This window comes from Neisseria basseii, assembly GCF_962707005.1.
GTDB lineage: Bacteria > Pseudomonadota > Gammaproteobacteria > Burkholderiales > Neisseriaceae > Neisseria > Neisseria bergeri.
This window is the reverse complement of record NZ_CAUIXH010000021.1, coordinates 1-21,772: the sequence shown is the minus strand read 5'-3', so window position 1 is coordinate 21,772 and position 21,772 is coordinate 1. Positions and strand designations below refer to the sequence as shown.

Sequence of the window (21,772 nt, the reverse complement as noted above, 5' to 3'; positions counted from 1 at the left end):
GGACAAACCACTGCCGCCGTACTTCATTACGCACGGCAGTGGTTTTTTAACAACCAATCTTTCCTTTCGGAAGATTGATTCTTCAGACGGCATTCGCAGCTTTTCGTTTAAAATGCCGTCTGAAAAATCAATTTTAACCGCCTGTCAGGAGGCATAATATGAAGTTTGCCCGGTTACTCTTTCTCTGTGCGGCACTCGCCGGCACTCAAGCGGCGTCTGCCGAAATGGTTCAAATCGAAGGCGGCAGCTACCGCCCGCTTTATCTGAAAAAAGATACCGGCCTGATTAAAGTCAAACCGTTCAAACTGGATAAATATCCCGTTACCAATGCCGAGTTTGCCGAATTCGTCAACAGCCACCCCCAATGGCAAAAAGGCAGGGTCAGTTCCAAACAGGCGGAACCCGCTTATCTGAAGCATTGGATGAAAAACGGCAGCCACAGCTACGCACCCAGGGCAGGCGAATTAAAACAGCCGGTAACCAATGTTTCTTGGTTTGCCGCCAACGCCTATTGCGCCGCACAAGGCAAACGCCTGCCGACCATCGACGAATGGGAATTTGCCGGACTTGCCTCCGCCACGCAGAAAAACGGTTCAAACGAACCCGGCTACAACCGCACTATTCTCGATTGGTATGCGGATGGCGGACGGAAAGGCCTGCACGATGTCGGCAAAGGCCGCCCGAACTACTGGGGCGTTTACGATATGCACGGGCTGATTTGGGAATGGACGGAAGATTTCAACAGCAGCCTGCTTTCTTCCGGCAATGCCAACGCGCAAATGTTTTGCAGCGGCGCGTCTATCGGGTCGAGCGACTCGTCCAACTATGCCGCCTTCCTCCGCTACGGCATCCGCACCAGCCTGCAATCCAAATATGTCTTGCACAACTTGGGCTTCCGTTGCGCAAGCCGATAACCCCTTCAATTACCAAAGCAGCTTTGGCGGTACTGAAAAGTACCGCCGTTTTTTGCCCGAAAATTCTAGTTTTGTTTCATCATCTTGCAATTTCAAGCAATATTTTGTAGGAAAAAACAAAATTATCTTGCGGTGAATCAAACCACCTTTGCGGCAAACCCGTCAAAATACCGACAACGTTTTATTTTTCCAACGAAATTTATACAACCCATTCGGAGTATTACTACATTCCCGATCAGCGACGGTATGTAAAGCCGTCAAACTTTCCGACTATTTATCCAAACCAAGGAAATCCAATGAAAATTACCGGCTTCGGCGAGATACTGTGGGATGCTTTCCCTGATGGAAAAATTTTGGGCGGCGCACCTTTAAACGTGCTGTACAGATTACAATCGCTCGGTATGGATACCGCCATTATCAGCAGTAGGGGAAATGATGGCGACGGAGAAGAACTTGTCCGACAAATACAACAAAAGAACATCGTTTCCGACTTTGTCCAGATTCATCCGGATTATCCCACCAGTCAGGTTAAAGTGTCGCTGAATGCCCAAGGCAGCGCATCCTACGAAATTGTCTATCCCTGTGCATGGGACGGCATCCGGACAGAAGAAGCAGCACTGCACCGCGTTGCCCAATCCGATGCCTTTATTTTCGGCAGCCTGGCCATGCGCGACGAAACCTCCCGAAAAACTTTAAACAGCCTGCTGCAACAGGCAAAATTCAAAATCTTCGATGTCAACCTGCGCAAACCGCATTACGACGCTTCCCTGATTTTAGAAACCATGAAACAGGCTGATGTCGTCAAACTCAACGATGACGAACTCTACGAACTGTCAAAAATTTACGGATCGCCCTATCACGGTTTGGAACAAAACATCGTTTATCTGGCAAAACTGACCGATACGGGCACTCTTTGCGTAACCTTGGGCAGCCACGGCGCAGTCCTGTACAAAAACGGGGAGTTTTTCCGACACGGCGGATTTAAAATCGAAGTTGCCGATACCGTCGGCTCGGGAGACAGTTTCCTTGGCGGTCTGATTTATCAGCTGCTCAACCGCGCGGAACCCCAACATGCCCTCGCCTTTTCCTGCGCGCTCGGCACACTGGTCGCGTCCGAATATGGTGCAACGCCGGAAATTTCCCCCGAACGCATCGGGAGTTTCATGAACCCTGTTTAAAACGCATGGAAAAATGCCGTCTGAAAGCCTTTCAGACGGCATTTTGCTTGAGATTCCGTTTACCAATGGCTGACAAACGCTTCCAAATCGGTATTCTTGGGCTTATGCACTTCCTCTGTCGGCGTGCCGACCATCATCAGCCCGATGATTTTATCCTTATCCGCACAACCGAAAGCCTCACGCAGCAAAGGGCTGTTGACCCACATCCCCGTAATCCAGACATTGTCGAATCCCTGAGCCGTTGCCGCCAGTTGCAGCGCATACGCCGCACAACCCGCCGTCAGCATCTGTTCCCATTCCGGTTTCGGCTTAGGCACATCGCGGTTGGGCGCAAACGTTACCCCAATGACCATCGGCGCCATATTGCCCACTTTTTCCGCCTTCTGCAACGCCTCCGCGCCGAAATTCAACGCGTCAACCGTCTGCGCCAAAATACGGCGGAAACGCTGCAAAGCAGTGTCCCCCTGAATCACGGTAAAACGGAACGGGCGCATATTGCCGTGATCGGGAACTTGGGTTGCCGCCTGCAATATTTGTTCCAACTGCTCCGCATCGGGGGCGGGGGGCTTCAGCTTTTTGGAAGATCGGCGGTTCGTCAATAATTTTAAAGCATCCATATCGTTATACTCCGGTCGTCGGTCGGGTGTTCGGACACATATGCCGTCTGAAGGCTTCAGACGGCATATCCGGCATCAGCGCGGACGGCGGCAGGCTGCCAATATATCCATATCCTTCCGATAGGTTTGGCTGTTTGAAATGTCCATCAGCCCCAATACCGTGCTGAAATAGTGGTCGTGCGAATATTCGTTTTCCGCCGCTTTTTGTTTGAGGCATTGGAAATCTATGCCCCCGTGTTGGCGGAAGGCTTTGGAAAACCACATAACCATCGGGATATGCGTCTGTCCGGAAGGCGCGATGGCGTAAGGCGCGGCGTGCAGGTACATCCCGTTTTCGCCCAAACTTTCGCCGTGGTCGGAAACATAATGCACCGCGCTTTCCAAATCGTCGCGGTTTTCAAGTTTGCGGATAACCTTGTCGATAAACTGGTCCACATACAAAACCGTATTGTCGTAAGTGTTGACCAGCGTGGCGCGGGCGCATTTGTCGATTTCGTTGGTGTCGCAGGTCGGCGTGAATTTGCGTTCGGCTTCGGTATAGCGTTCGTAATACGTCGGCCCGTGACTGCCGATGGTATGCAGAATCAAAACCGCGTCTTTATCATTTTTGTTGAGGGCTTCGTCGAACTTGGTCAGCAGGATATTGTCGAGGCACTCGCCGTTGCGGCAGTATTCGGGCAGGTTGAGCGAGGTAACGTCGGTATTCGGCACTTTGCCGCACACGCCCTTGCAGCCGGAATCGTTTTCCAACCAAGTAACTTCCACGCCGGCGCGCTGCACGATGTCCAGCAGGTTGTCTTGGTGTTCGGCTTTGATTTCGTCATAATCCGTGCGGTCGAAGGTTGAGAACATACACGGCAGGGAGTGCGCGGTCGATGTGCCGCAGCTTCTGACCTGCGGGAAATTGACAATTTCATCGCCGCGCGCGGCAAGCAGCGGCGTAGTTTGGCGGCTGTAACCGTTCAAACCCCAGTTGGCGGCACGCGTGGTCTCGCCCACGATCAGCACCACGAAACGGCGCAGGCTGCCGGCCGGGCGGTTTTGCACGACCGCCATATCCAATTGCGTATAAGGAATATTGGAACGCTTCCAATCTTTGTATTTCGACACGCCCGCGCCGATGAAATTAGACGGCACAATCAGATGGGTTACTGATTTATTGTTGCGGAAAAACGAGGCGTAATCCTGATATTGCAACATCGCGATGCCCAACGCGCACAAAAAGGAAACGGCGGCAAGCACAAGGCGCGTCAAAAGCTCCTTATACCAAACGCGGTATTTGACCTTGACGGCGATATACGCCAGCGCAGGCAATACGCCCAGACATACAATCCACAGCACATAGCCCGGCGTAATCAGGCGCGCGCTTTCGGCAGCCGTAGTTTGCAAGACATTATTCAACATCGACTTGTTGAAATAGATATTGAAAAATATTTCTTGGTAAGATACCGCCGCACTGATAACCAATATCAACGGAATCAATACCTTATGCACAAAAGGCAGGGCAATGGCGTGAAAAACGAAATTACTTAAAAAAAACAGCACCACCGGCATCGTATAGAGGAAGATATCCGCCCCGGTGCCGTTAAAAGGATGAAGCTCGACAACTTTGGCAAAAAAGGCGTAATTCAATACCAGCGAAAAATACAGGGAAAGAAAGGCAATCAGCGCGGAAGAGCCGAGCTTCGGCCTCAGGTTCGGTTTTATCATTTGGAATATGTCGGATAAGGGTTGGAAAAGGCATCCGGAATCCGGATTATTGAAAAAGATTCTTAATTATAAGGCAACGTAGCAAAGCAGGGCAAGAAAACGGAAGGCGGCGCGGGGTTTCTGCCCACCATTCAAACATCCGGCAGACATAAAAACATCGGAAGCAAGATTCGAACCGGGCGGAAAACGCCCTTGCCGGAAAAGCGGGGGCAACACATTTCATATTTGAAAAACCCGGCGGGACAGTCCGGCGCAAACAGCATCACGCCCGGAATAAAAACACCGGCAGCGCAGTCTTACCCCCTACCGCCGCACCGGAACGCCGCCGGAAAACGCCGAAACAGCCGATGCCGTCTGAAGCCGCAAACCGCTTCAGACGGCATCGGGACATCAACCGTAACGCCGTTGGAAATCGCGCATAAAATCTGCCAAAGCCCGCACGCCTTCGAGCGGCATCGCATTATAAATGCTGGCACGCATACCGCCGACGGTTTTATAACCCTTAAGCAGGCACAAGCCCTGCAACTCGGCTTCCAACACAAAGCGTCGATCCAAATCCCCGCTCGAGGTTTTGAAGACCACGTTCATTTTGGAACGCGCATCAGGATGAATATCGTTGATGTAAAAACCGCCGCTGCCGTCTATCGCCTCGTACAAGGTTTGCGCCTTTATCCGATTGACCGCTTCAATTTTTTTCACACCGCCCTGCGTTTGCAGCCAGCGGAACACCAAACCCGACATATAAACCGCATAAGTGGAGGGCGTGTTATACATACCGTCGCGGTTGATGTGCGAACGGTAGTTGAACACATCGGGAATATCGTTCGGACAACGCTCGAGCAAATCCTCGCGGATAATGACCACGGTCGCACCGGCCGGACCGATATTTTTTTGCGCGCCGGCATAAATCAAGCCGTAATCGGATACATCAAACTCGCGCGACAAAATTTCGCTCGACATATCGCACACCAGCGGCGGCAGGCCGTCTGAAAGCTTGGGGACGTTTTGATACTGCAGGCCGTTTACGGTTTCATTAATCGCAAAATGGACAAATGCGGAATTCGGATCGACATCCCAATCCTCCACCGCAGGCAGGTTTTTATAGGCATATTGCTCGCCCCCGTGCGCCGCCAAACGGATTTCCGTATCGGTCAGCCGCCCCATCTGCTCATAGGCGGTACGGCTCCAGTTGCCCGTTACCACCGCGTCGGCGGTGCGGAAACCGCGTGCCATATTCAAAACCGCCATATTGAATTGCGTGGTCGCCCCGCCCTGTAAAAACAGGATTTTATAGTTGGACGGAATGTTCAAAAGCTGCCGCAGGTCTTGTTCGGCATGATGCAGGATGCTCAAAAACATATCCGAACGGTGGCTCATTTCCATCACGGAAAAACCCGTACCGTTGTAATCCGACATTTCCTGCCGCGCCGTTTCCAACACGGCTTCGGGCAATACGGCGGGGCCGGCGGAAAAATTGTAAATCGGATAAAGAGACATAACGCAGCCCCAAACTGTCAAAAAAATGCCCTGATTTTAGGCTTGGGGCGGGCTTTATGCAAGACGGGGGAACACCCACCCCCGTGCAACAAAACACGCCGGCAGCCGGGAAAAGAAACAACGCGCTGATTCAAAAAAGATTAAACGGCAAAAAACCGAATCTGCCGGAAATGCCGCCCCTTTCAAAAGCCATTGCCGGACAGCCATTTTTTCAAATTGGAAAATATAAAACAAATCAACGCTTTCATTTCTCCGCAAAAAGGGTTATAATCCCGAAAATTTTTCAATCCCAACGAAAAATGGCCGCCCGGCCATTTTTTTATTATGCACTTTAGGGAGCCGTATGGATATTCAGACCATCCTCGAAAAAACCCTGCCCGGCTTGGGCTACGAACTGGTCGATTTCGAACTGACCGCACAAGGGACGCTGCGCGTGTTCATCGATAAGGAAGGCGGCATTACCGTCGAAGACTGCGCCGCCGTCAGCAACCATTTGAGCCGCGTGTTTATGGTGGAAGACATCGATTATAAAAATCTGGAAATTTCCAGCCCCGGACTCGACCGGCCGCTGAAAAAAGCCGCCGACTTCGTGCGCTTTGCCGGCCAGAACGCCAAAATCAAAACACGCCTGCCGATAGACGGCCAGAAAAACTTTATCGGCAAAATCGAAGGCTGCGAAAACGACACTGTTACCGTTTCTTTCGACGGCAAAACCGTGCAAATCGGGTTGGACAACGTCGACAAAGCCCGCCTGCGCCCCGAATTCAAATTTTAAAACACAACAATATTGGAGATATTCAAAATGAGCCGTGAAATGTTGCAACTGGCAGAAGCGCTGGCAAGCGAAAAAAACGTTGATGCCGAAGTCGTCTTCCAAGCCTTGGAATTCGCACTCTCTACCGCCGCCAAGAAAAAGGCGGGGCGCGAACATATGGACGTGCGTGTACAAATCGACCGCGACACCGGGGAATACCAAACCTTCCGCCGCTGGCTGATTGTCGCCGACGAAGACTACACCTACCCCGACGTAGAAAAAACCATCGAGGAAATCCAAGAAGAAATCCCCGGCACCGCCATCCAAATCGGCGAATACTACGAAGAGCAGCTGCCCAACGAAGGTTTCGGCCGACAAGCCGCGCAAACCGCCAAACAAATCATCCTGCAACGCATCCGCGATGCCGAACGCGAACAAAACCTGAACGAATTTCTCGCCACCCGGGAAGACATCGTTACCGGCACGGTCAAACGTGTCGAACGCCACGGCATCATCGTCGAAGTCGTCGCCGGCAAACTGGATGCGCTGATTCCGCGCGACCAGTCCATCCCCCGCGAAAACTTCCGCAGCGGCGACCGCATCCGCGCCCTCTTCCAACGCGTCGAAGAAATCGGCAACACGGGGCGCAAACAAATCATCCTGAGCCGCACCTCCGCCGACTTTTTGGCAAAACTCTACGCCAACGAAGTGCCTGAGATTTCAGACGGCCTTTTGGAAATCCGCGCCGTCGCCCGCGACCCGGGCCAACGCGCCAAAGTCGCCGTCAAAGCCAACGACCAACGCATCGATCCGCAAGGTACCTGTATCGGCGTTCGCGGTTCGCGCGTCAACGCGGTCAGCAACGAATTGTCCGGCGAACGCATCGATGTCGTCCTCTGGTCGCCCGAACCCGCGCAATTCGTGATGAGCGCGCTTTCCCCCGCAGAAGTCAGCCGCATCGTGATCGACGAAGACAAACACGCCGTCGATGTCATCGTTGCCGAAGACCAGCTCGCGCTCGCCATCGGGCGCGGCGGTCAAAACGTGCGCCTCGCCTCCGATTTGACCGGCTGGCAGCTCAACATCATGACTTCCGCCGAGGCGGACGAACGCAATGCGGCAGAAGATGCCGCCATCCGCCGCCTGTTTATGGATCACTTGAACGTGGACGAAGAAACCGCCGACGTACTGGTTCAGGAAGGTTTTGCAACCCTGGAAGAAGTTGCCTATGTTCCTGCCGCCGAACTGCTTGCCATTGAAGGATTTGACGAAGAAATCGTCGATATGCTCCGCAACCGTGCCCGCGATGCCATCCTGACGATGGCGATTGCTGCCGAAGAAAAACTGGGCGAAGTGTCCGAAGATATGCGCAACCTCGAAGGCGTGGATGCGGATATGCTCCGCAACCTTGCCGAAGCCGGCATAACCACACGCGACGACTTGGCGGAACTGTCCGTCGACGAGCTGATTGAAATTACCGGCATCGATGAAGAAACCGCCAAAGCCGTCATCCTGACCGCGCGCGAACACTGGTTTACCGAAGACAAATAAAAGGGGGTACAGATGAATAACACAACCGTAGAACAATTTGCCGCCGAACTGAAACGCCCCGTCGAAGACCTGTTGAAACAATTAAAAGAAGCAGGTGTCAGCAAAACCGGCGGCGGCGATTCCCTGACGCTGGACGACAAACAGCTTTTAAACGCCTACCTGACCAAGAAAAACGGCAGCAACGGCGGTACCATCAGCATCCGCCGCACCAAAACCGAAGTCAGCACCGTTGACGGCGTAAAAGTCGAAACACGCAAACGCGGACGTACCGTCAACATTCCTTCTGCCGAAGAGCTGGCAGCGCAGGCAAAAGCCTCGCAAGTCCAAGCATCTCCGGCCCGGACGGAACAAATGACGGAAGATGCGGACAAAGCAGAAAGCGAATCTGCCGCACGCGCAGAAGCACGCGCCAAAGCGGAAGCCGAAGCGGCAAAACTGAAAGCGGCAAAAGCCGGCGGCAAAGCCAAGGCCTCCGCACAGAAACCCACCGAAGCAAAAGCCGAAACCGCACCCGTTGCGGCGGAAACCAAACCCGCCGAAGAAAGCAAAGCGGAAAAAGCCCAAGCCGACAAAATGCCGTCTGAAAAACCCGCCGAGCCCAAAGAAAAAGCCGCCAAGCCGAAACACGAGCGAAACGGCAAAGGCAGGGAAGCGAAAAAACCGGCGAAACCTGCCGCCCCGCAACCCGTGGTCAGCGCGGAAGAACAGGCGCAACGCGATGAAGAGGCGCGCCGCGCCGCCGCATTGCGCGCCCACCAGGAAGCCTTGTTGAAGGAAAAACAAGAACGTCAGGCGCGCCGCGAAGCCATGAAACAACAGGCAGAACAACAGGCAAAAGCCGCACAGGAAGCCAAAACCGGCAGACAGCGTCCCGCCAAACCTGCCGAGAAACCGCAGGCAGCCGCTCCGGTCGTCGAAAATAAACCTGTCAATCCGGCAAAAGCGAAAAAAGAAGACCGCCGCAACCGCGATGACGAAGGTCAAGGCCGCAACGCCAAAGGCAAAGGCGGAAAAGGCGGACGCGACCGCAACAATGCCCGCAACGGCGACGACGAGCGCGTACGCGGCGGCAAAAAAGGCAAAAAACTCAAACTCGAGCCGAACCAGCACGCCTTCCAAGCACCGACCGAACCCGTCGTTCATGAAGTTTTGGTTCCCGAAACCATTACCGTTGCCGATTTGGCGCACAAAATGGCGGTCAAAGGTGTGGAAGTGGTCAAAGCCCTGATGAAGATGGGTATGATGGTAACCATCAACCAATCCATCGACCAAGACACCGCCCTGATTGTGGTGGAAGAACTCGGACACATCGGCAAACCCGCCGCAGCGGACGACCCGGAAGCCTTCTTGGACGAGGGCGCGGAAGCAGTGGAAGCCGAGGCATTGCCGCGTCCGCCGGTGGTTACCGTGATGGGCCACGTCGACCACGGTAAAACCTCGCTGCTGGACTACATCCGCCGCGCCAAAGTGGTACAGGGCGAAGCGGGCGGCATTACGCAGCACATCGGCGCGTACCACGTCAAAACGCCGCGCGGCGTGATTACCTTCTTGGATACCCCGGGCCACGAAGCCTTTACCGCTATGCGCGCACGCGGTGCGAAAGCGACCGACATCGTGATTCTCGTGGTTGCCGCCGACGACGGCGTGATGCCGCAAACCATCGAAGCGATTGCCCACGCCAAAGCGGCAGGCGTTCCGATTGTGGTTGCCGTCAACAAAATCGACAAAGAAGCCGCCAACCCCGAACGTATCCGCCAAGAGCTGACCCAACACGAAGTCATCCCCGACGATTGGGGCGGCACGGTTCAATTCATCGACGTTTCCGCGAAAAAAGGAACGAACATCGACGCGCTGCTCGAAGCCGTATTGCTCGAAGCCGAAGTATTGGAACTGACCGCACCTGTCGATGCGCCCGCCAAAGGCATCATCGTTGAGGCGCGCTTAGACAAAGGGCGCGGCGCGGTTGCCACATTGCTGGTTCAAAGCGGTACGCTGAAAAAAGGCGATATGCTGCTGGCCGGTACGGCATTCGGCAAAATCCGCGCGATGGTCGATGAAAACGGCAAATCCATTACCGAAGCCGGTCCGTCCATCCCCGTCGAAATCCTCGGCTTGTCCGACGTACCGAATGCGGGTGAAGACGCGATGGTATTGGCGGACGAGAAAAAAGCGCGCGAAATCGCCCTCTTCCGTCAAGGCAAATACCGCGACGTTCGCCTTGCCAAACAGCAGGCGGCGAAGCTGGAAAATATGTTCAACAATATGGGCGAAACCCAAGCCCAATCTTTGTCGGTCATCATCAAGGCAGACGTTCAGGGCTCTTACGAGGCTTTGGCGGGCAGCCTGAAAAAACTGTCCACCGACGAGGTAAAAGTGAACGTATTGCACAGCGGCGTGGGCGGTATTACCGAATCGGATGTCAACCTCGCCATCGCTTCGGGCGCGTTCATTATCGGCTTTAACGTGCGTGCAGATGCCTCTTCGCGCAAACTTGCCGAAAATGAAAACGTGGAAATCCGCTACTACAACATCATCTACGATGCCATCGACGACGTGAAGGCGGCGATGAGCGGTATGCTTTCCCCGGAAGAGAAAGAACAGGTTACCGGTACGGTCGAAATCCGTCAGGTCATCTCCGTTTCCAAAGTCGGCAACATTGCAGGCTGTATGGTTACCGACGGCGTGGTCAAACGCGATTCCCATGTCCGCCTCATCCGCAACAACGTGGTCATCCACACGGGCGAACTGGCTTCATTGAAACGCTATAAAGACGACGTAAAAGAAGTCCGCATGGGCTTCGAGTGCGGTCTGATGCTCAAAGGCTACAACGAAATCATGGAAGGCGACCAACTGGAATGCTTCGACATCGTCGAAGTTGCCCGCACCCTGTAATTCCTTTGCAAATAAAATGCCGTCTGAAGCGTTCAGACGGCATACGGAACGGGTTCTGTATCATACAGAACCCGTTTTTTGTCGCAAATCGGCTTCAGCGGCCCTCCTGCCTTATCCCGATTTGAATCTGACTTGCCATACAAACAGGCTTCAGACGGCATTATTTGCCCGCTAAACGTATCCCAAGCTTCTCCGCATATTCCCTGCGTTCGGTACGGCTGGTTTCGGGGCGGTGCGTATTGAGCGACGACCATTTCCAATGACTGCGGGCTTTGTTGAGTTCGGGCGGGAGTCTGGCGGCGTCCCACGGGGCTTTGCGGCTGTGCAGCTCGATATCCGACTGTGCCGCGTGGCCGCGCGTTTGCAGGACGTGGAGCAGATCGAGGGCGCGGGCGGCGAGCAGGGTCAGGGTTTCGGGGTCGGTGTGCAAGGTTTGGCGACCGTTGAGCTTGTCGAAAATGGTGCGGGTATTGGGCAGGATGCCGCCCAAAAAGCCGCCGATTGCCGTACCCAATCCGAGCGAACCGCCAAGCGTGGCAATGTCCAGCCCCAAGCCGATGAGCGCGCCGGTTGCCGCGCCCGTGCCGGTGCGGATGCCGTATTGTTTGAGTAATTCGCTGTCGAACGGGTCTTGGCGGAAGGCTTGCGGCATCCAGTCGCCGCCGTCGATTTCGCTGTGGTAGAAACGGTAGAGGGCAAACAGCCGCTGCTGCATCTTCCGTTCGAGCTGGCGTATTTCCGCCTGCATGGTTTGCAACACGGTGTCGGTATCCTCGTTTTCGTCCACTTCCTGCCTGAAGGCGGCGGCATCAAGCAGGAAATCGGCGATTTCGCGGCGCGCTTCGCCGTCCAGCCGCTGCCATTCGCGCCGGCGCATGGCTGTCAGGCGGTCGAGTGTGCTGCGTTCGGGCAACATGGTGGCGAGGTTTTTCCACAGGCGCAGTTCGCCTTCAAAATCAAAGGCGACGGTGTCGAACCCTGCGAAAACGTGCAGGTTTCTCCTCGCCAGCATGGTTGTCCACGATTCGGGAGGCTGTCCGCCGGTAAAGTTGAACACGGGCATAACCGGTTTGGCGCACCATGAAAGGATAATCAATTCATCCCGATATTTGTCGAGAACCGGCTCGCGCGCGTCGATGACGTACATTGCCATATCGCTTTGCAAGACTTGCCGTAAGACTTTGGCTTCCTGATTGAAATCATGGTGCGCGCCGTGGCTGCCGAGAAACTGTTGCAGCCGTTCGATGCCGTCTGAACGATTGTCCGTATGGTTTTCCAGCCATTCCAGCACGCCGCCCGCGTCTTCGAGTCCGGGCGTGTCGTACAGGAAAACCAGCGTGTCTGCGCCGTCGCTGATGGCGGCTTCTTCGACATGGCGCGTGGTCGATGGGGCGTTTCTGACTTCGCCGAAACCGCTGTCGCGCAAAAGGGTACGCAGGAGCGAGGTTTTGCCGGTGTTGGTGTGTCCGACGACGGCGAGGGAAAGGGGGCGTGTGTTCATGGTGTTTTGTGATAAGAAAGATGGGGTTCAGACGACCTTTATAAGTATCCGTATATTGTCAAGGTTTGGTCTTTTATTTCAAATTCGTATTGCCCACGCTCCCGTATGGCTTGGGTCAGGCGAGCCGCGCAGACATCAGGAAGCAGGACTGTTTCAATATATTCGATTTCGGACAACTTCAGCGGACCGGCAATCCAATCATCACTGTAACCGCGTAAATCTTCCGAATAAATTTCCAAACGCATATCATACATCCGCTCATCGCCCAACATTTTGGCTTTGGCAAACTGTTGCCCTGTTTCTGCAAAAACCACATCGAAAATTTTTTGCCATTTGCTGTCATTCATCAGCCACGCTTTGCCCGTTCTAATTGAAGCAATGCGCCTGTTGTGTCTCCGTTGCGCTTCACTATCCATTATGCAGCCCCGCTTCGGTTTTCAGACGACCTTCCTGCGCCGCCCTGTCTGGTTCCAGCCACGCCGCGCCGCATTCGGTCAGCGCGTTACGCCAATGTTCCAGCTTTTCCGAAAGGTCGTCTGAAAGCCCCTGTTCCGCCAGAAGCTGCACCACCGCGCCGCCCTGCGCCGCTTCCGAAAGCCGCACAATCTGCCGCAGCACGCCCCGGTCCGGCACAGTTTGGGCGCGTACGCCGATAAGCAGTTGCGCCGGTTTCTGCTTCAGCTCTGTCTCCAGCGCGGCAACCTGTTCCCGATTGGCGGCAACGCCCTTATCCAGCCATTCCTGCGCCAGCCTGCCCTCAAACCACGTGCCTTCGTGCCACTCGGTCTCCAGCATGACCGCCCATTTCGGCGCATCGTTCAAGACGATTTTCGGCAAAACGGCGGACACGGTTTCGCGGCGCGTATCCGCATCGACGATTTGCGTCTGCCAGCGGCGGATGACCGCCTGATAATAGGGTTTTTCCAAATCCAAGCCGTTTTTGCTTGTTTTCAAAAGGATCTTACACACTATCCAAGCCAAGAGGCGCGGCAGGATGCCGTAGCAGACGATACTGCCGACCAGCAGCCCCGACCAAGCCCGCGCATCGGCGATATTGCCGTTCAGACGACCTTCGATGACCGCCCGCGCATCAGGCGCGGGAAAACCCAGTTTCGCAGGCAGCCATGCCAACATTCCCACCAGCCGTACCGAAGACGAATCGCCCAACAGCGTACTTTCCCAGTTGAACGTATATTGGCGCACCAAAAGCAGCAGCAATACCGACACCAGCATTCCGAGCAGCGTGCAGAGCCACAGGCTGTGCGATGTTGCGCCTATTTTCCAACGTACCGAAGGTTGCTGCCACTCGTCCGCATACAGCCGCAACACCGCCTGATTGACGGGGTCTTTGCCCCGAAACCACGTCGCCGGGCTGCTGAAAAACCGCCCTACTTTCACGCGCAGGAACAACGTTGCCAACCATACTGCCAACATCAGCGTATTCATGCCCAATACGCCCGCCAAAACCAAAAAGAAATTCAGGCCCTGATTGTCCATCAGAAGATAAGTGCCTGAAAATCCGGCGGTAAACATCATCGATGCCGCCACCACCCACAACCAGAACGACCCCGCACGCACACGTTCCAACGTGTCCCGCAGCATACGGTTCCTGTCGATCATCTCCGCCCGACGGATGATTTTTTCCTCCGTACTGCCGTCCACGCGGCGCAAAGCCTCCGTCGCCTGCACGGGATCGCCGCTGAAAATAAAACCGCCTTCGTCCAAAATACGGACCAGCTCAACCAGTTTTCGGGATGGATTCAACATAAAATGCCGTCTGAAAATAAAAACAGATTTTAACACACGCATTTTCAAGAATATTCACAGTGTAGGCAAAGAGTAAATCTCACACAGGGGCAAAGGTATCGGCGTAAACTGACTGCCTCTACTTTCCTGAAAGATTGTGCGATGTATGCAGGCGAACGCTTCAATACTTACAGCCATTTGAGCGGTTTGATTCTGGCGGCGGCAGGTTTGGTGCTGATGCTGCTGAAAACCATAGGACACGGGGACAGCTACCGTATCTTCAGCGTATCGGTTTACGGTATCAGCCTTCTTCTGCTCTATTTGAGTTCCTCGCTGTACCACGGAATTTCAGCCGGAAAACTGAAAAGCATTTTGAAAAAAACCGACCACTGCATGATTTATGTGCTGATTGCCGGAAGCTACACACCGTTTGCACTAGTTTCTTTGAGAAACGGGCCGGGCTGGACGGTATTTTCACTGTCATGGCTGCTGGCGGCTGCAGGAATCGCACAAGAACTCACCATCGGACGGAAAAGCGAAAAACGTCTGCTGTCTATTGCGATTTATATCGTAATGGGCTGGATGGTCTTGGCGGTAATGAAATCCCTGACAGCCTCACTCCCACCGACAGGACTGGCTTGGCTGGCGGCAGGCGGTATGCTGTACAGCGTCGGCATTTACTGGTTTGTAAACGATGAAAAAATCCGACACGGGCACGGAATCTGGCATCTGTTCGTATTGGGCGGCAGCATCACCCAATTTGTCAGCGTGTACGGTTATGTAATCTGAATGCCGTCTGAAACACAAAAACCTCCCAAACCTGAAGATTGGGAGGTTTTCTCTTTACCGGACATTATTGTTTATCGTGGAACTCGTGGAATTCATACTGATAGGACAAATCCCGACCCGCTTTTTTCTGTGCCAAATAATCATCATAAATGGCACGGATTTCCTTACGCAACAAAAACAGGGCAATTAAGTTCGGGATAACCATAAAGCCGTTGAACATATCGGACAGGCTCCAAACCAAATCGACTTTGCCGAGCGTACCCAAAACAATGGCAAGCAGAACCAATGCGCGATAGATGCCCAAGTGTCTTCCCCTGAAAAGGAAGCGGATGTTGGACTCGCCGAAATAATACCAGCCGATAATGGTCGTAAAGGCGAAGAAGGTCAGACACACGGCAAGCAATTGCGAACCGAAGCCCGGAAATGCCTTGTTAAAGGCAAATTGAGTAACCGCCGCACCCTGTTCGCCCGAAAGGTTGGCATCGGTCAACAGGATAATCAGCGCAGTTGCCGTACATACCAAAATCGTATCGATAAATACACCGACAAATGCCGCCATACCTTGCTGCACAGGATGCTTCACGTCGGCAGTCGCGTGGGCGTGCGGAGTCGAACCCATACCTGCTTCGTTGGAAAACAGACCGCGCGCCACGCCGAAACGTATCGCTTCACGCATACCGATACCCGCAGCACCGCCCAAAACGGCTTCGGGATTGAAGGCGGCGGTAAAGATGTGGTTGAACATCGGCACAATATGGTCGGAAAATTCAAACAGGATAACGACGGCGCACAAAATATAAACAACCGCCATAAACGGCACGACAAACTGGGCAATATTGGCAATACGGTTCACGCCGCCAATCACAACCATGCCCGCAAGGACGGCAAGCACAATACCGACTGCCAAAGAAGGCACATCAAATGCAATGGTAACGGCAGAAGCAATGGAATTGGCTTGTGTCGCATTACCGATAAAGCCCAATGCGATGATCAACGCAATGGAAAAGAAACCGGACAAAAAACGCGCCGCGCCCCTGCCGATTTTCGGAGTCAGACCGTGCGTAATATAAAACGCGGGGCCGCCGATGTATTTGCCGTGGCTGACGACGCGGTATTTCTGCGCCAACAGTGCCTCCGCAAAAATCGTGGACATCCCCAAAACGGCAGAAAGCCACATCCAAAAAATCGCGCCCGGCCCGCCTGCGGTAATGGCGGTCGCCACACCGGCGACGTTTCCCGTACCGATTTGCGCGGAGATGGCAACCGCCAACGCCTGAAACTGCGATAAGGACTTATCGTCTTTATCGCCTTTGGCAAACAAGCCGCCGAATACGGATTTGAATCCCGCGCCCAGCTTGGTAATCTGCGGCGCACCAAGATACAGCGTAAAAAACAGGCCGATACCCAAAAGGGCATAAATCAGCAGGTAGTCCCAAAGGAACCGATTGACTGTACCCACCAGAACAGACAATATATTTTCCATAAAATAAACCTTATCTTACGATTAAAATGACTGCTTTCCCCAAGACATTCCAATAAGGAAACACGGCGAGCAGACCGTATTTGCCGCAACAGATGCCTTCAATTGTCAACAATCGGGGAGAAGCTGTGCCATCATACCGTAAAATATCGTTAATTAAAATATTTCTTTATTTTTAAGCGGAAAGCGGAGGAAATCGCCTTCAGACGGCATAGACAACGGCGCGGCATAAAACAGGATATTTTGGGTGCTTGCAACTTATGTTAAAATGCCGACCGTAAAAAATCTGACAAAAACAGATTAATTATTTGAAATAAGAAAGGAAATTTATGGCAGGCCATAGCAAGTGGGCGAATATCCAGCATAAAAAAGCCCGTCAGGATGCCAAACGCGGCAAAATCTTCACCCGTTTAATCAAAGAAATCACCGTTGCGGCGCGTATGGGCGGCGGCGATCCCGGTGCGAACCCGCGCCTGCGTCTGGCTTTGGAAAAAGCAGCCGAAAACAATATGCCCAAAGACAATGTGCAACGTGCCATCGACAAAGGTACGGGCAACTTGGAAGGCGTGGAATACATCGAGTTGCGCTACGAAGGCTACGGCATCGGCGGCGCAGCTTTGATGGTGGACTGCCTGACCGACAACAAAACCCGCACCGTTGCCGACGTGCGCCACGCGTTTACCAAAAACGGCGGCAACTTGGGTACCGACGGCTGCGTGGCGTTCAACTTCGTGCATCAGGGCTATTTGGTATTCGAACCCGGTGTTGACGAAGACGCGCTGATGGAAGCGGCTTTGGAAGCCGGTGCGGAAGACGTGGTTGCCAACGACGACGGTTCCATCGAAGTCATTACCGCGCCAAACGATTGGGCGGGCGTGAAAGCGGCATTGGAAACCGCAGGTTACAAATCCGTTGACGGCGACGTTACGATGCGCGCGCAAAACGAAACCGAACTCTCCGGCGACGATGCCGTCAAAATGCAAAAACTGATTGACGCGCTGGAAGACTTGGACGACGTGCAAGACGTTTACACTTCCGCCGTATTGAATCTGGACTGATACGCAGCACAGCAGACATACAATAAAATGCCGTCTGAACCTTTCAGACGGCATTGATTTATTTAGCCCTTGCCCACGCCCACCAAACCGTCAGGACAACCGCCAAAAAATACGCCACGCTCCAAACAGGCAAAGCAATTCCCAGCAGATAATCCGGTTCGGCACAATTTCCGAACCCGCGCACAACAGGCTCGAACCAATCAAACAGGGGCCAGCCCTTCAATCGAAACGTCCACGGCGCACCGCACGAAGGAGCGGTTCCCGGCGGCAGCGACTGCAACCACAACTGATATGCCGCAACAGAAATACCCGTAACGGCAGGAATGCTGATAAAGACAGCACCGAACAAACCGCCTGCCCTTCTTCTTGGCCTGCACATCAGGACAATTGCCGTACACAATGCGGTTGCCAAAACGCACAACCGCTGACTGATACACAAAACGCAAGGCTCCATACCCAAAACATACTGTGCCGCCAAAGAACCGGCAAATGCACAGACCGAAACGGCAAACAGCAGCCAAACGGCTTTTCTAAATAACGGGGTCATTTTCTCAACACACCAATCAAAATACCGATATGCCGATTTTGCTGGATATATCCCGAGATGGCAAGGGACGAATCGACACCGGACAGGTGCGGACGATTTCGGTTTTCCCGATATGCACAAGACCTGACAAGGGACAAAACGGCGATTTGCCCGCACAATGCCCACAAAAAAATACATCCGGAGGATTTGAATTTCGGCAAATTTAGCGAATCAAAAGTTTATTTCAATGAAATCATATGATTTTTCTGAATAAGCGGATTGACGGGTTTTTGAAGGAATTTGTTACCGGATAGCCATCGTGCAAGTTTTTTGCAAAATTTGAATCGGTCGGGTAAATTTTCAAAAAATAATTGACAGCAGATAAGAAACGGAGGATAATTATCGCCGTTGAGTTGCTTGATGCAGCTTGATTTTTCTCCTCTATTTCTCCTTTGTAGACTTGGCACACATTCAATCGGATGTGTGCATTTTTTTATCTCCGTCCTCTTTGAAATTTAATTACTTTTATCGTTTAAAATTCTATTCTTTAAGAAATTTAACAAGAAAACCGCTTGCTTTTTGACCGGAAAAGCTGCATAATTCACTCCGTTAGCTGGTTCGAGTAGTCAGTTAATAGTTTCTCCTCTATTTCTCCTTTGTAGACTTGGCACACATTCTATTGAATGTGTGCATTTTTTTATTTAAAATTACAACCTGCCATACGTTTTGTTATTATATTTCATCCGAACGTCAAACAGCATATCCTGTCTGAAATATTCAATCCAAATCCAAAACCGGATTTTCTTTGACCTCCTCCATCACAACATAACTCCTACTCTCCGAAGCGGCAGGCAGTTGCAATAGGATATTGCCGAGCATATCCCGATAGGCAGACATATCGGGCAAACGTACTTTAATCAGGTAGTCGTATTCGCCCGACACCAAGTGGCATTCCATAATTTGCGGAATTTTCAGCACTTCTTTTTTGAAATCTTCGAAAATATTGCCCGATTTGGATTGCAGCTTCAGCTCGACAAAAACCAATAGCGGTTTGCCCAACAGATGGGGATTGAGATGGGCGTGATAGCCGGAAATATAATGTTCCCGCTCCAAACGGCGTACCCGTTCGGTAACCGGAGTAGTGGACAATCCTACTTTCTCGGCAAGCTCCGTCATGGGAATACGGGCATTTTTCTGCAGGATCTTGAGGATACGGAAATCAATCTTATCTAACTCTTTCATTTGGATTGCCTTGTATTTATTATTGATTTTAACAAATAGAGTATAAATTTGGGAAAGCGATTATATCAGGAAAAGCAAACCGCCTTCCTACCTGAAAACTGCTGCTCCGGCTTGAAGACACAAGGGTCTTTAATATTTTAAAAGCCTTGCCGTTGGATTATAATCCCCAAACCGATTTCTTAATTTTGCTAATAAACACTTGTTTGGTAAGGAATGAATTTATGCGCCCTTTGAACGTGCAGATCAGGTTGGGCAACCTTAGGCACAATTATCAGATTTTAAAGGAAATGCACGGAGGCAAGCTGTTGGCGGTGGTCAAGGCGGATGCATACGGACACGGTGCGGTCAGATGTGCTTTCGCGCTGGCAGACTTGGCAGACGGCTTTGCCGTGGCGACAATCGACGAGGGAATCAGGCTGCGGGAGAGCGGCATTACCCATCCGATTGTCCTTTTGGAAGGCGTATTTGAAGCATCAGAGTACGAAGCGGTCGAACAATACTCACTCTGGCCGGCAGTCGGAAACCAATGGCAGCTTGAGGCTTTGCTTTCCCGTCATTGGAAAAAACCTGTCAAGGTCTGGTTGAAAATGGATTCGGGAATGCACCGTACCGGATTTTTCCCTCATGATTACGCTTCGGCATATGCAGCATTGAAACAGTCGGAATATGTGGACAGTATTGTCAAGTTCTCGCATTTCTCCTGTGCGGACGAACCCGAAAGCGGTATGACGGAAATACAGATGGAAGCATTCGATTTGGGTACGAAAGGGCTGGAAGGCGAAGAAAGCCTTGCCAATTCGGCGGCTATTTTGAATATCCCCGAAGCACGCAGGGATTGGGGGCGCGCGGGCTTGGCGTTATACGGCATTTCCCCGTTCGGAGGCAGCGATGACAGGCTGAAACCCGTGATGAGGCTTTCCACCCGTATTTTCGGCGAACGCGTTTTGCAGCCTCACTCCCCTATCGGTTATGGCGCAACATTTTATACCAGTAAATCTACGCGGGTCGGCCTGATTGCCTGCGGTTATGCGGACGGTTATCCGCGCCGTGCCCCAAGCAATTCCCCCGTCGCCGTCGACGGTAAATTGACCCGGGTCATCGGCAGGGTCTCTATGGATATGATGACCATCGAGCTGGACGCTTCGCAAGAAGGTCTGGGGCACGAGGTTGAACTGTGGGGCGATACGGTCAACATCAATACCGTTGCCGAAGCGGCCGGAACCATCCCTTACGAATTGATGTGCAATATCAAACGTGCAAAATTCACTTATATCGAGTAATCAAGTCCAAACAAAAATGCCGTCTGAAGCCTTTCAGACGGCATTTTCCCATCAAAACCGCAATCAGTTTTTCATCGATTGAACCGGTGCGGGAATCCTGCCACCGCGGTTAACGAACACTTCGCATGAGCCTTCTTTTACCGGCATTACAGGCGCGTAGCCCAACAAGCCACCGAACTCGACGCTGTCGCCGACGGTTTTACCGGTTACCGGAATAATGCGCACGGCAGTGGTTTTGCTGTTGATCATGCCGATGGCGGCTTCGTCGGCGATGATGCCGGAAATGGTGTGCGCGGGCGTGTCGCCGGGAACGGCGATCATATCCAAGCCGACCGAACAAACGGCGGTCATCGCTTCGAGTTTGTCCAGCGTCAACACACCAGCTTCGGCAGCGGCAATCATGCCTTCGTCTTCGGAAACGGGGATAAACGCGCCACTCAAGCCGCCGACCGCGCTGGAGGCCATCATGCCGCCTTTTTTCACGGCATCGTTCAGCAATGCCAAGGCAGCCGTCGTGCCGTGCGTACCGCAGACGCTCAAGCCCATTTCTTCAAGAATGCGCGCTACCGAGTCGCCGACAGCGGGGGTTGGAGCCAACGACAAGTCGAGAATACCAAACGGGATATTCAGCATTTTTGAGGCTTCGCGGCCGATGAGTTCACCCACGCGGGTAATTTTGAAGGCGGTTTTTTTCACGACTTCGGCAACTTCGGTCAGGCTGACCGCGTCCGAATTTTCCAGCGCGGCTTTGACCACGCCCGGCCCCGATACGCCGACATTAATCACAGCATCCGCTTCACCCGAACCGTGAAACGCGCCCGCCATAAACGGATTGTCTTCCACCGCGTTGCAGAACACGACGATTTTGGCGCAGCCGAAACCTTCGGGCGTGATTTCCGCCGTGCGTTTGATGGTTTCGCCTGCCAGCTTGACCGCATCCATATTGATACCGGCACGCGTGCTGCCGATATTGATGGAGCTGCACACGATATCGGTAGTCTTCATCGCTTCAGGAATGGAACGGATCAGCACCTCAT

General features: G+C 52.9%; 19 protein-coding genes and 1 pseudogene. 9 read left to right on the top strand and 11 right to left on the bottom strand.

Annotated elements, in window-relative coordinates; genetic code table 11:
- Window positions 1-158: 158 nt before the first annotated feature.
- Both Q9I99_RS09545 and Q9I99_RS09540 read left to right on the top strand, forming a co-directional pair.
- Window positions 159-914 (top strand): formylglycine-generating enzyme family protein, encoded by a 756-nt coding sequence (locus Q9I99_RS09545; protein WP_301668034.1) that lies wholly within the window; start codon window positions 159-161, stop codon window positions 912-914.
- A gap of 296 nt (window positions 915-1,210) precedes the next feature.
- On the top strand, window positions 1,211-2,092 hold the full coding sequence (locus Q9I99_RS09540; RefSeq protein WP_301668035.1) for a carbohydrate kinase family protein: 882 nt from the start codon (window positions 1,211-1,213) through the stop codon (window positions 2,090-2,092).
- A 59-nt stretch (window positions 2,093-2,151) separates the two neighbouring features.
- On the opposite strand, the gene Q9I99_RS09535 is transcribed toward Q9I99_RS09540, so the two are convergent.
- The 4 genes and pseudogenes from Q9I99_RS09535 to serC all read right to left on the bottom strand — a co-directional run bounded on the left by Q9I99_RS09535 (window position 2,152) and on the right by serC (window position 5,916).
- Entirely contained in the window at window positions 2,152-2,709 is a 558-nt protein-coding gene (locus tag Q9I99_RS09535; protein ID WP_301668036.1) for a nitroreductase family protein, read from the bottom strand.
- Window positions 2,710-2,784: 75 nt separating this feature from the next.
- Window positions 2,785-4,419, bottom strand: coding sequence for a phosphoethanolamine transferase (locus tag Q9I99_RS09530; protein WP_036475136.1), 1,635 nt, complete (start codon window positions 4,417-4,419; stop codon window positions 2,785-2,787).
- Between the two features lie 62 nt (window positions 4,420-4,481).
- Window positions 4,482-4,785, bottom strand: a pseudogene (locus Q9I99_RS09525) (hypothetical protein).
- Window positions 4,786-4,809: 24 nt separating this feature from the next.
- A complete protein-coding gene (gene serC, locus Q9I99_RS09520; protein ID WP_301668037.1) occupies window positions 4,810-5,916 on the bottom strand; it encodes a phosphoserine transaminase in 1,107 nt (368 codons plus the stop codon).
- A gap of 56 nt (window positions 5,917-5,972) precedes the next feature.
- Here serC and Q9I99_RS09515 point away from each other — a divergent pair, with 56 nt between their 5' ends.
- From Q9I99_RS09515 to infB, 4 genes are read left to right on the top strand one after another with little or no spacing between them, the layout of a single operon-like run.
- Window positions 5,973-6,251, top strand: a complete 279-nt coding sequence (locus Q9I99_RS09515) for a hypothetical protein (RefSeq protein ID WP_301668038.1) — start codon at window positions 5,973-5,975, stop codon at window positions 6,249-6,251.
- 8 nt (window positions 6,252-6,259) lie between these two features.
- A complete protein-coding gene (gene rimP, locus Q9I99_RS09510; protein ID WP_301668039.1) occupies window positions 6,260-6,691 on the top strand; it encodes a ribosome maturation factor RimP in 432 nt (143 codons plus the stop codon).
- A gap of 27 nt (window positions 6,692-6,718) precedes the next feature.
- Window positions 6,719-8,221, top strand: a complete 1,503-nt coding sequence (nusA, locus tag Q9I99_RS09505) for a transcription termination factor NusA (RefSeq protein WP_301668040.1) — start codon at window positions 6,719-6,721, stop codon at window positions 8,219-8,221.
- A gap of 12 nt (window positions 8,222-8,233) precedes the next feature.
- Window positions 8,234-11,113, top strand: coding sequence for a translation initiation factor IF-2 (infB, locus tag Q9I99_RS09500; protein WP_301668041.1), 2,880 nt, complete (start codon window positions 8,234-8,236; stop codon window positions 11,111-11,113).
- Window positions 11,114-11,273: 160 nt separating this feature from the next.
- Here infB and Q9I99_RS09495 read toward each other — a convergent pair whose 3' ends face one another.
- From Q9I99_RS09495 to Q9I99_RS09485, 3 genes are all read right to left on the bottom strand, one after another.
- Window positions 11,274-12,614: a GTPase/DUF3482 domain-containing protein gene (locus Q9I99_RS09495; protein ID WP_301668042.1), complete on the bottom strand. Its 1,341-nt coding sequence runs from the start codon at window positions 12,612-12,614 to the stop codon at window positions 11,274-11,276.
- 38 nt (window positions 12,615-12,652) lie between these two features.
- Complete coding sequence (locus Q9I99_RS09490) at window positions 12,653-12,961, bottom strand: toxin-antitoxin system protein (protein WP_301668043.1); 309 nt, start codon at window positions 12,959-12,961, stop codon at window positions 12,653-12,655.
- Between the two features lie 61 nt (window positions 12,962-13,022).
- Window positions 13,023-14,381, bottom strand: a complete 1,359-nt coding sequence (locus Q9I99_RS09485; RefSeq protein ID WP_301668044.1) for a DUF2868 domain-containing protein — start codon at window positions 14,379-14,381, stop codon at window positions 13,023-13,025.
- A 141-nt stretch (window positions 14,382-14,522) separates the two neighbouring features.
- On the opposite strand from Q9I99_RS09485, the gene trhA reads away from it, so the two are divergent.
- On the top strand, window positions 14,523-15,149 hold the full coding sequence (gene trhA / locus Q9I99_RS09480; RefSeq protein ID WP_301668045.1) for a PAQR family membrane homeostasis protein TrhA: 627 nt from the start codon (window positions 14,523-14,525) through the stop codon (window positions 15,147-15,149).
- Between the two features lie 64 nt (window positions 15,150-15,213).
- On the opposite strand, the gene Q9I99_RS09475 is transcribed toward trhA, so the two are convergent.
- Entirely contained in the window at window positions 15,214-16,632 is a 1,419-nt protein-coding gene (locus Q9I99_RS09475; protein WP_118793173.1) for an alanine/glycine:cation symporter family protein, read from the bottom strand.
- Window positions 16,633-16,958: 326 nt separating this feature from the next.
- Between Q9I99_RS09475 and Q9I99_RS09470 the strand changes: the two genes are divergently transcribed.
- The gene (locus Q9I99_RS09470; protein WP_301668046.1) at window positions 16,959-17,687 is read left to right on the top strand and encodes a YebC/PmpR family DNA-binding transcriptional regulator; all 729 of its coding nucleotides are present in this window, start codon (window positions 16,959-16,961) and stop codon (window positions 17,685-17,687) included.
- A 58-nt stretch (window positions 17,688-17,745) separates the two neighbouring features.
- Here Q9I99_RS09470 and Q9I99_RS09465 read toward each other — a convergent pair whose 3' ends face one another.
- Complete coding sequence (locus Q9I99_RS09465; protein WP_002216721.1) at window positions 17,746-18,234, bottom strand: disulfide bond formation protein B; 489 nt, start codon at window positions 18,232-18,234, stop codon at window positions 17,746-17,748.
- Window positions 18,235-18,990: 756 nt separating this feature from the next.
- Complete coding sequence (locus tag Q9I99_RS09460; protein WP_002236033.1) at window positions 18,991-19,455, bottom strand: Lrp/AsnC ligand binding domain-containing protein; 465 nt, start codon at window positions 19,453-19,455, stop codon at window positions 18,991-18,993.
- 221 nt (window positions 19,456-19,676) lie between these two features.
- Between Q9I99_RS09460 and alr the strand changes: the two genes are divergently transcribed.
- A complete protein-coding gene (gene alr, locus Q9I99_RS09455; protein WP_107820032.1) occupies window positions 19,677-20,735 on the top strand; it encodes an alanine racemase in 1,059 nt (352 codons plus the stop codon).
- Between the two features lie 63 nt (window positions 20,736-20,798).
- On the opposite strand, the gene Q9I99_RS09450 is transcribed toward alr, so the two are convergent.
- Window positions 20,799-21,772: PFL family protein (locus Q9I99_RS09450; protein ID WP_304666214.1), on the bottom strand; the 974-nt coding region annotated here is incomplete at its 5' end.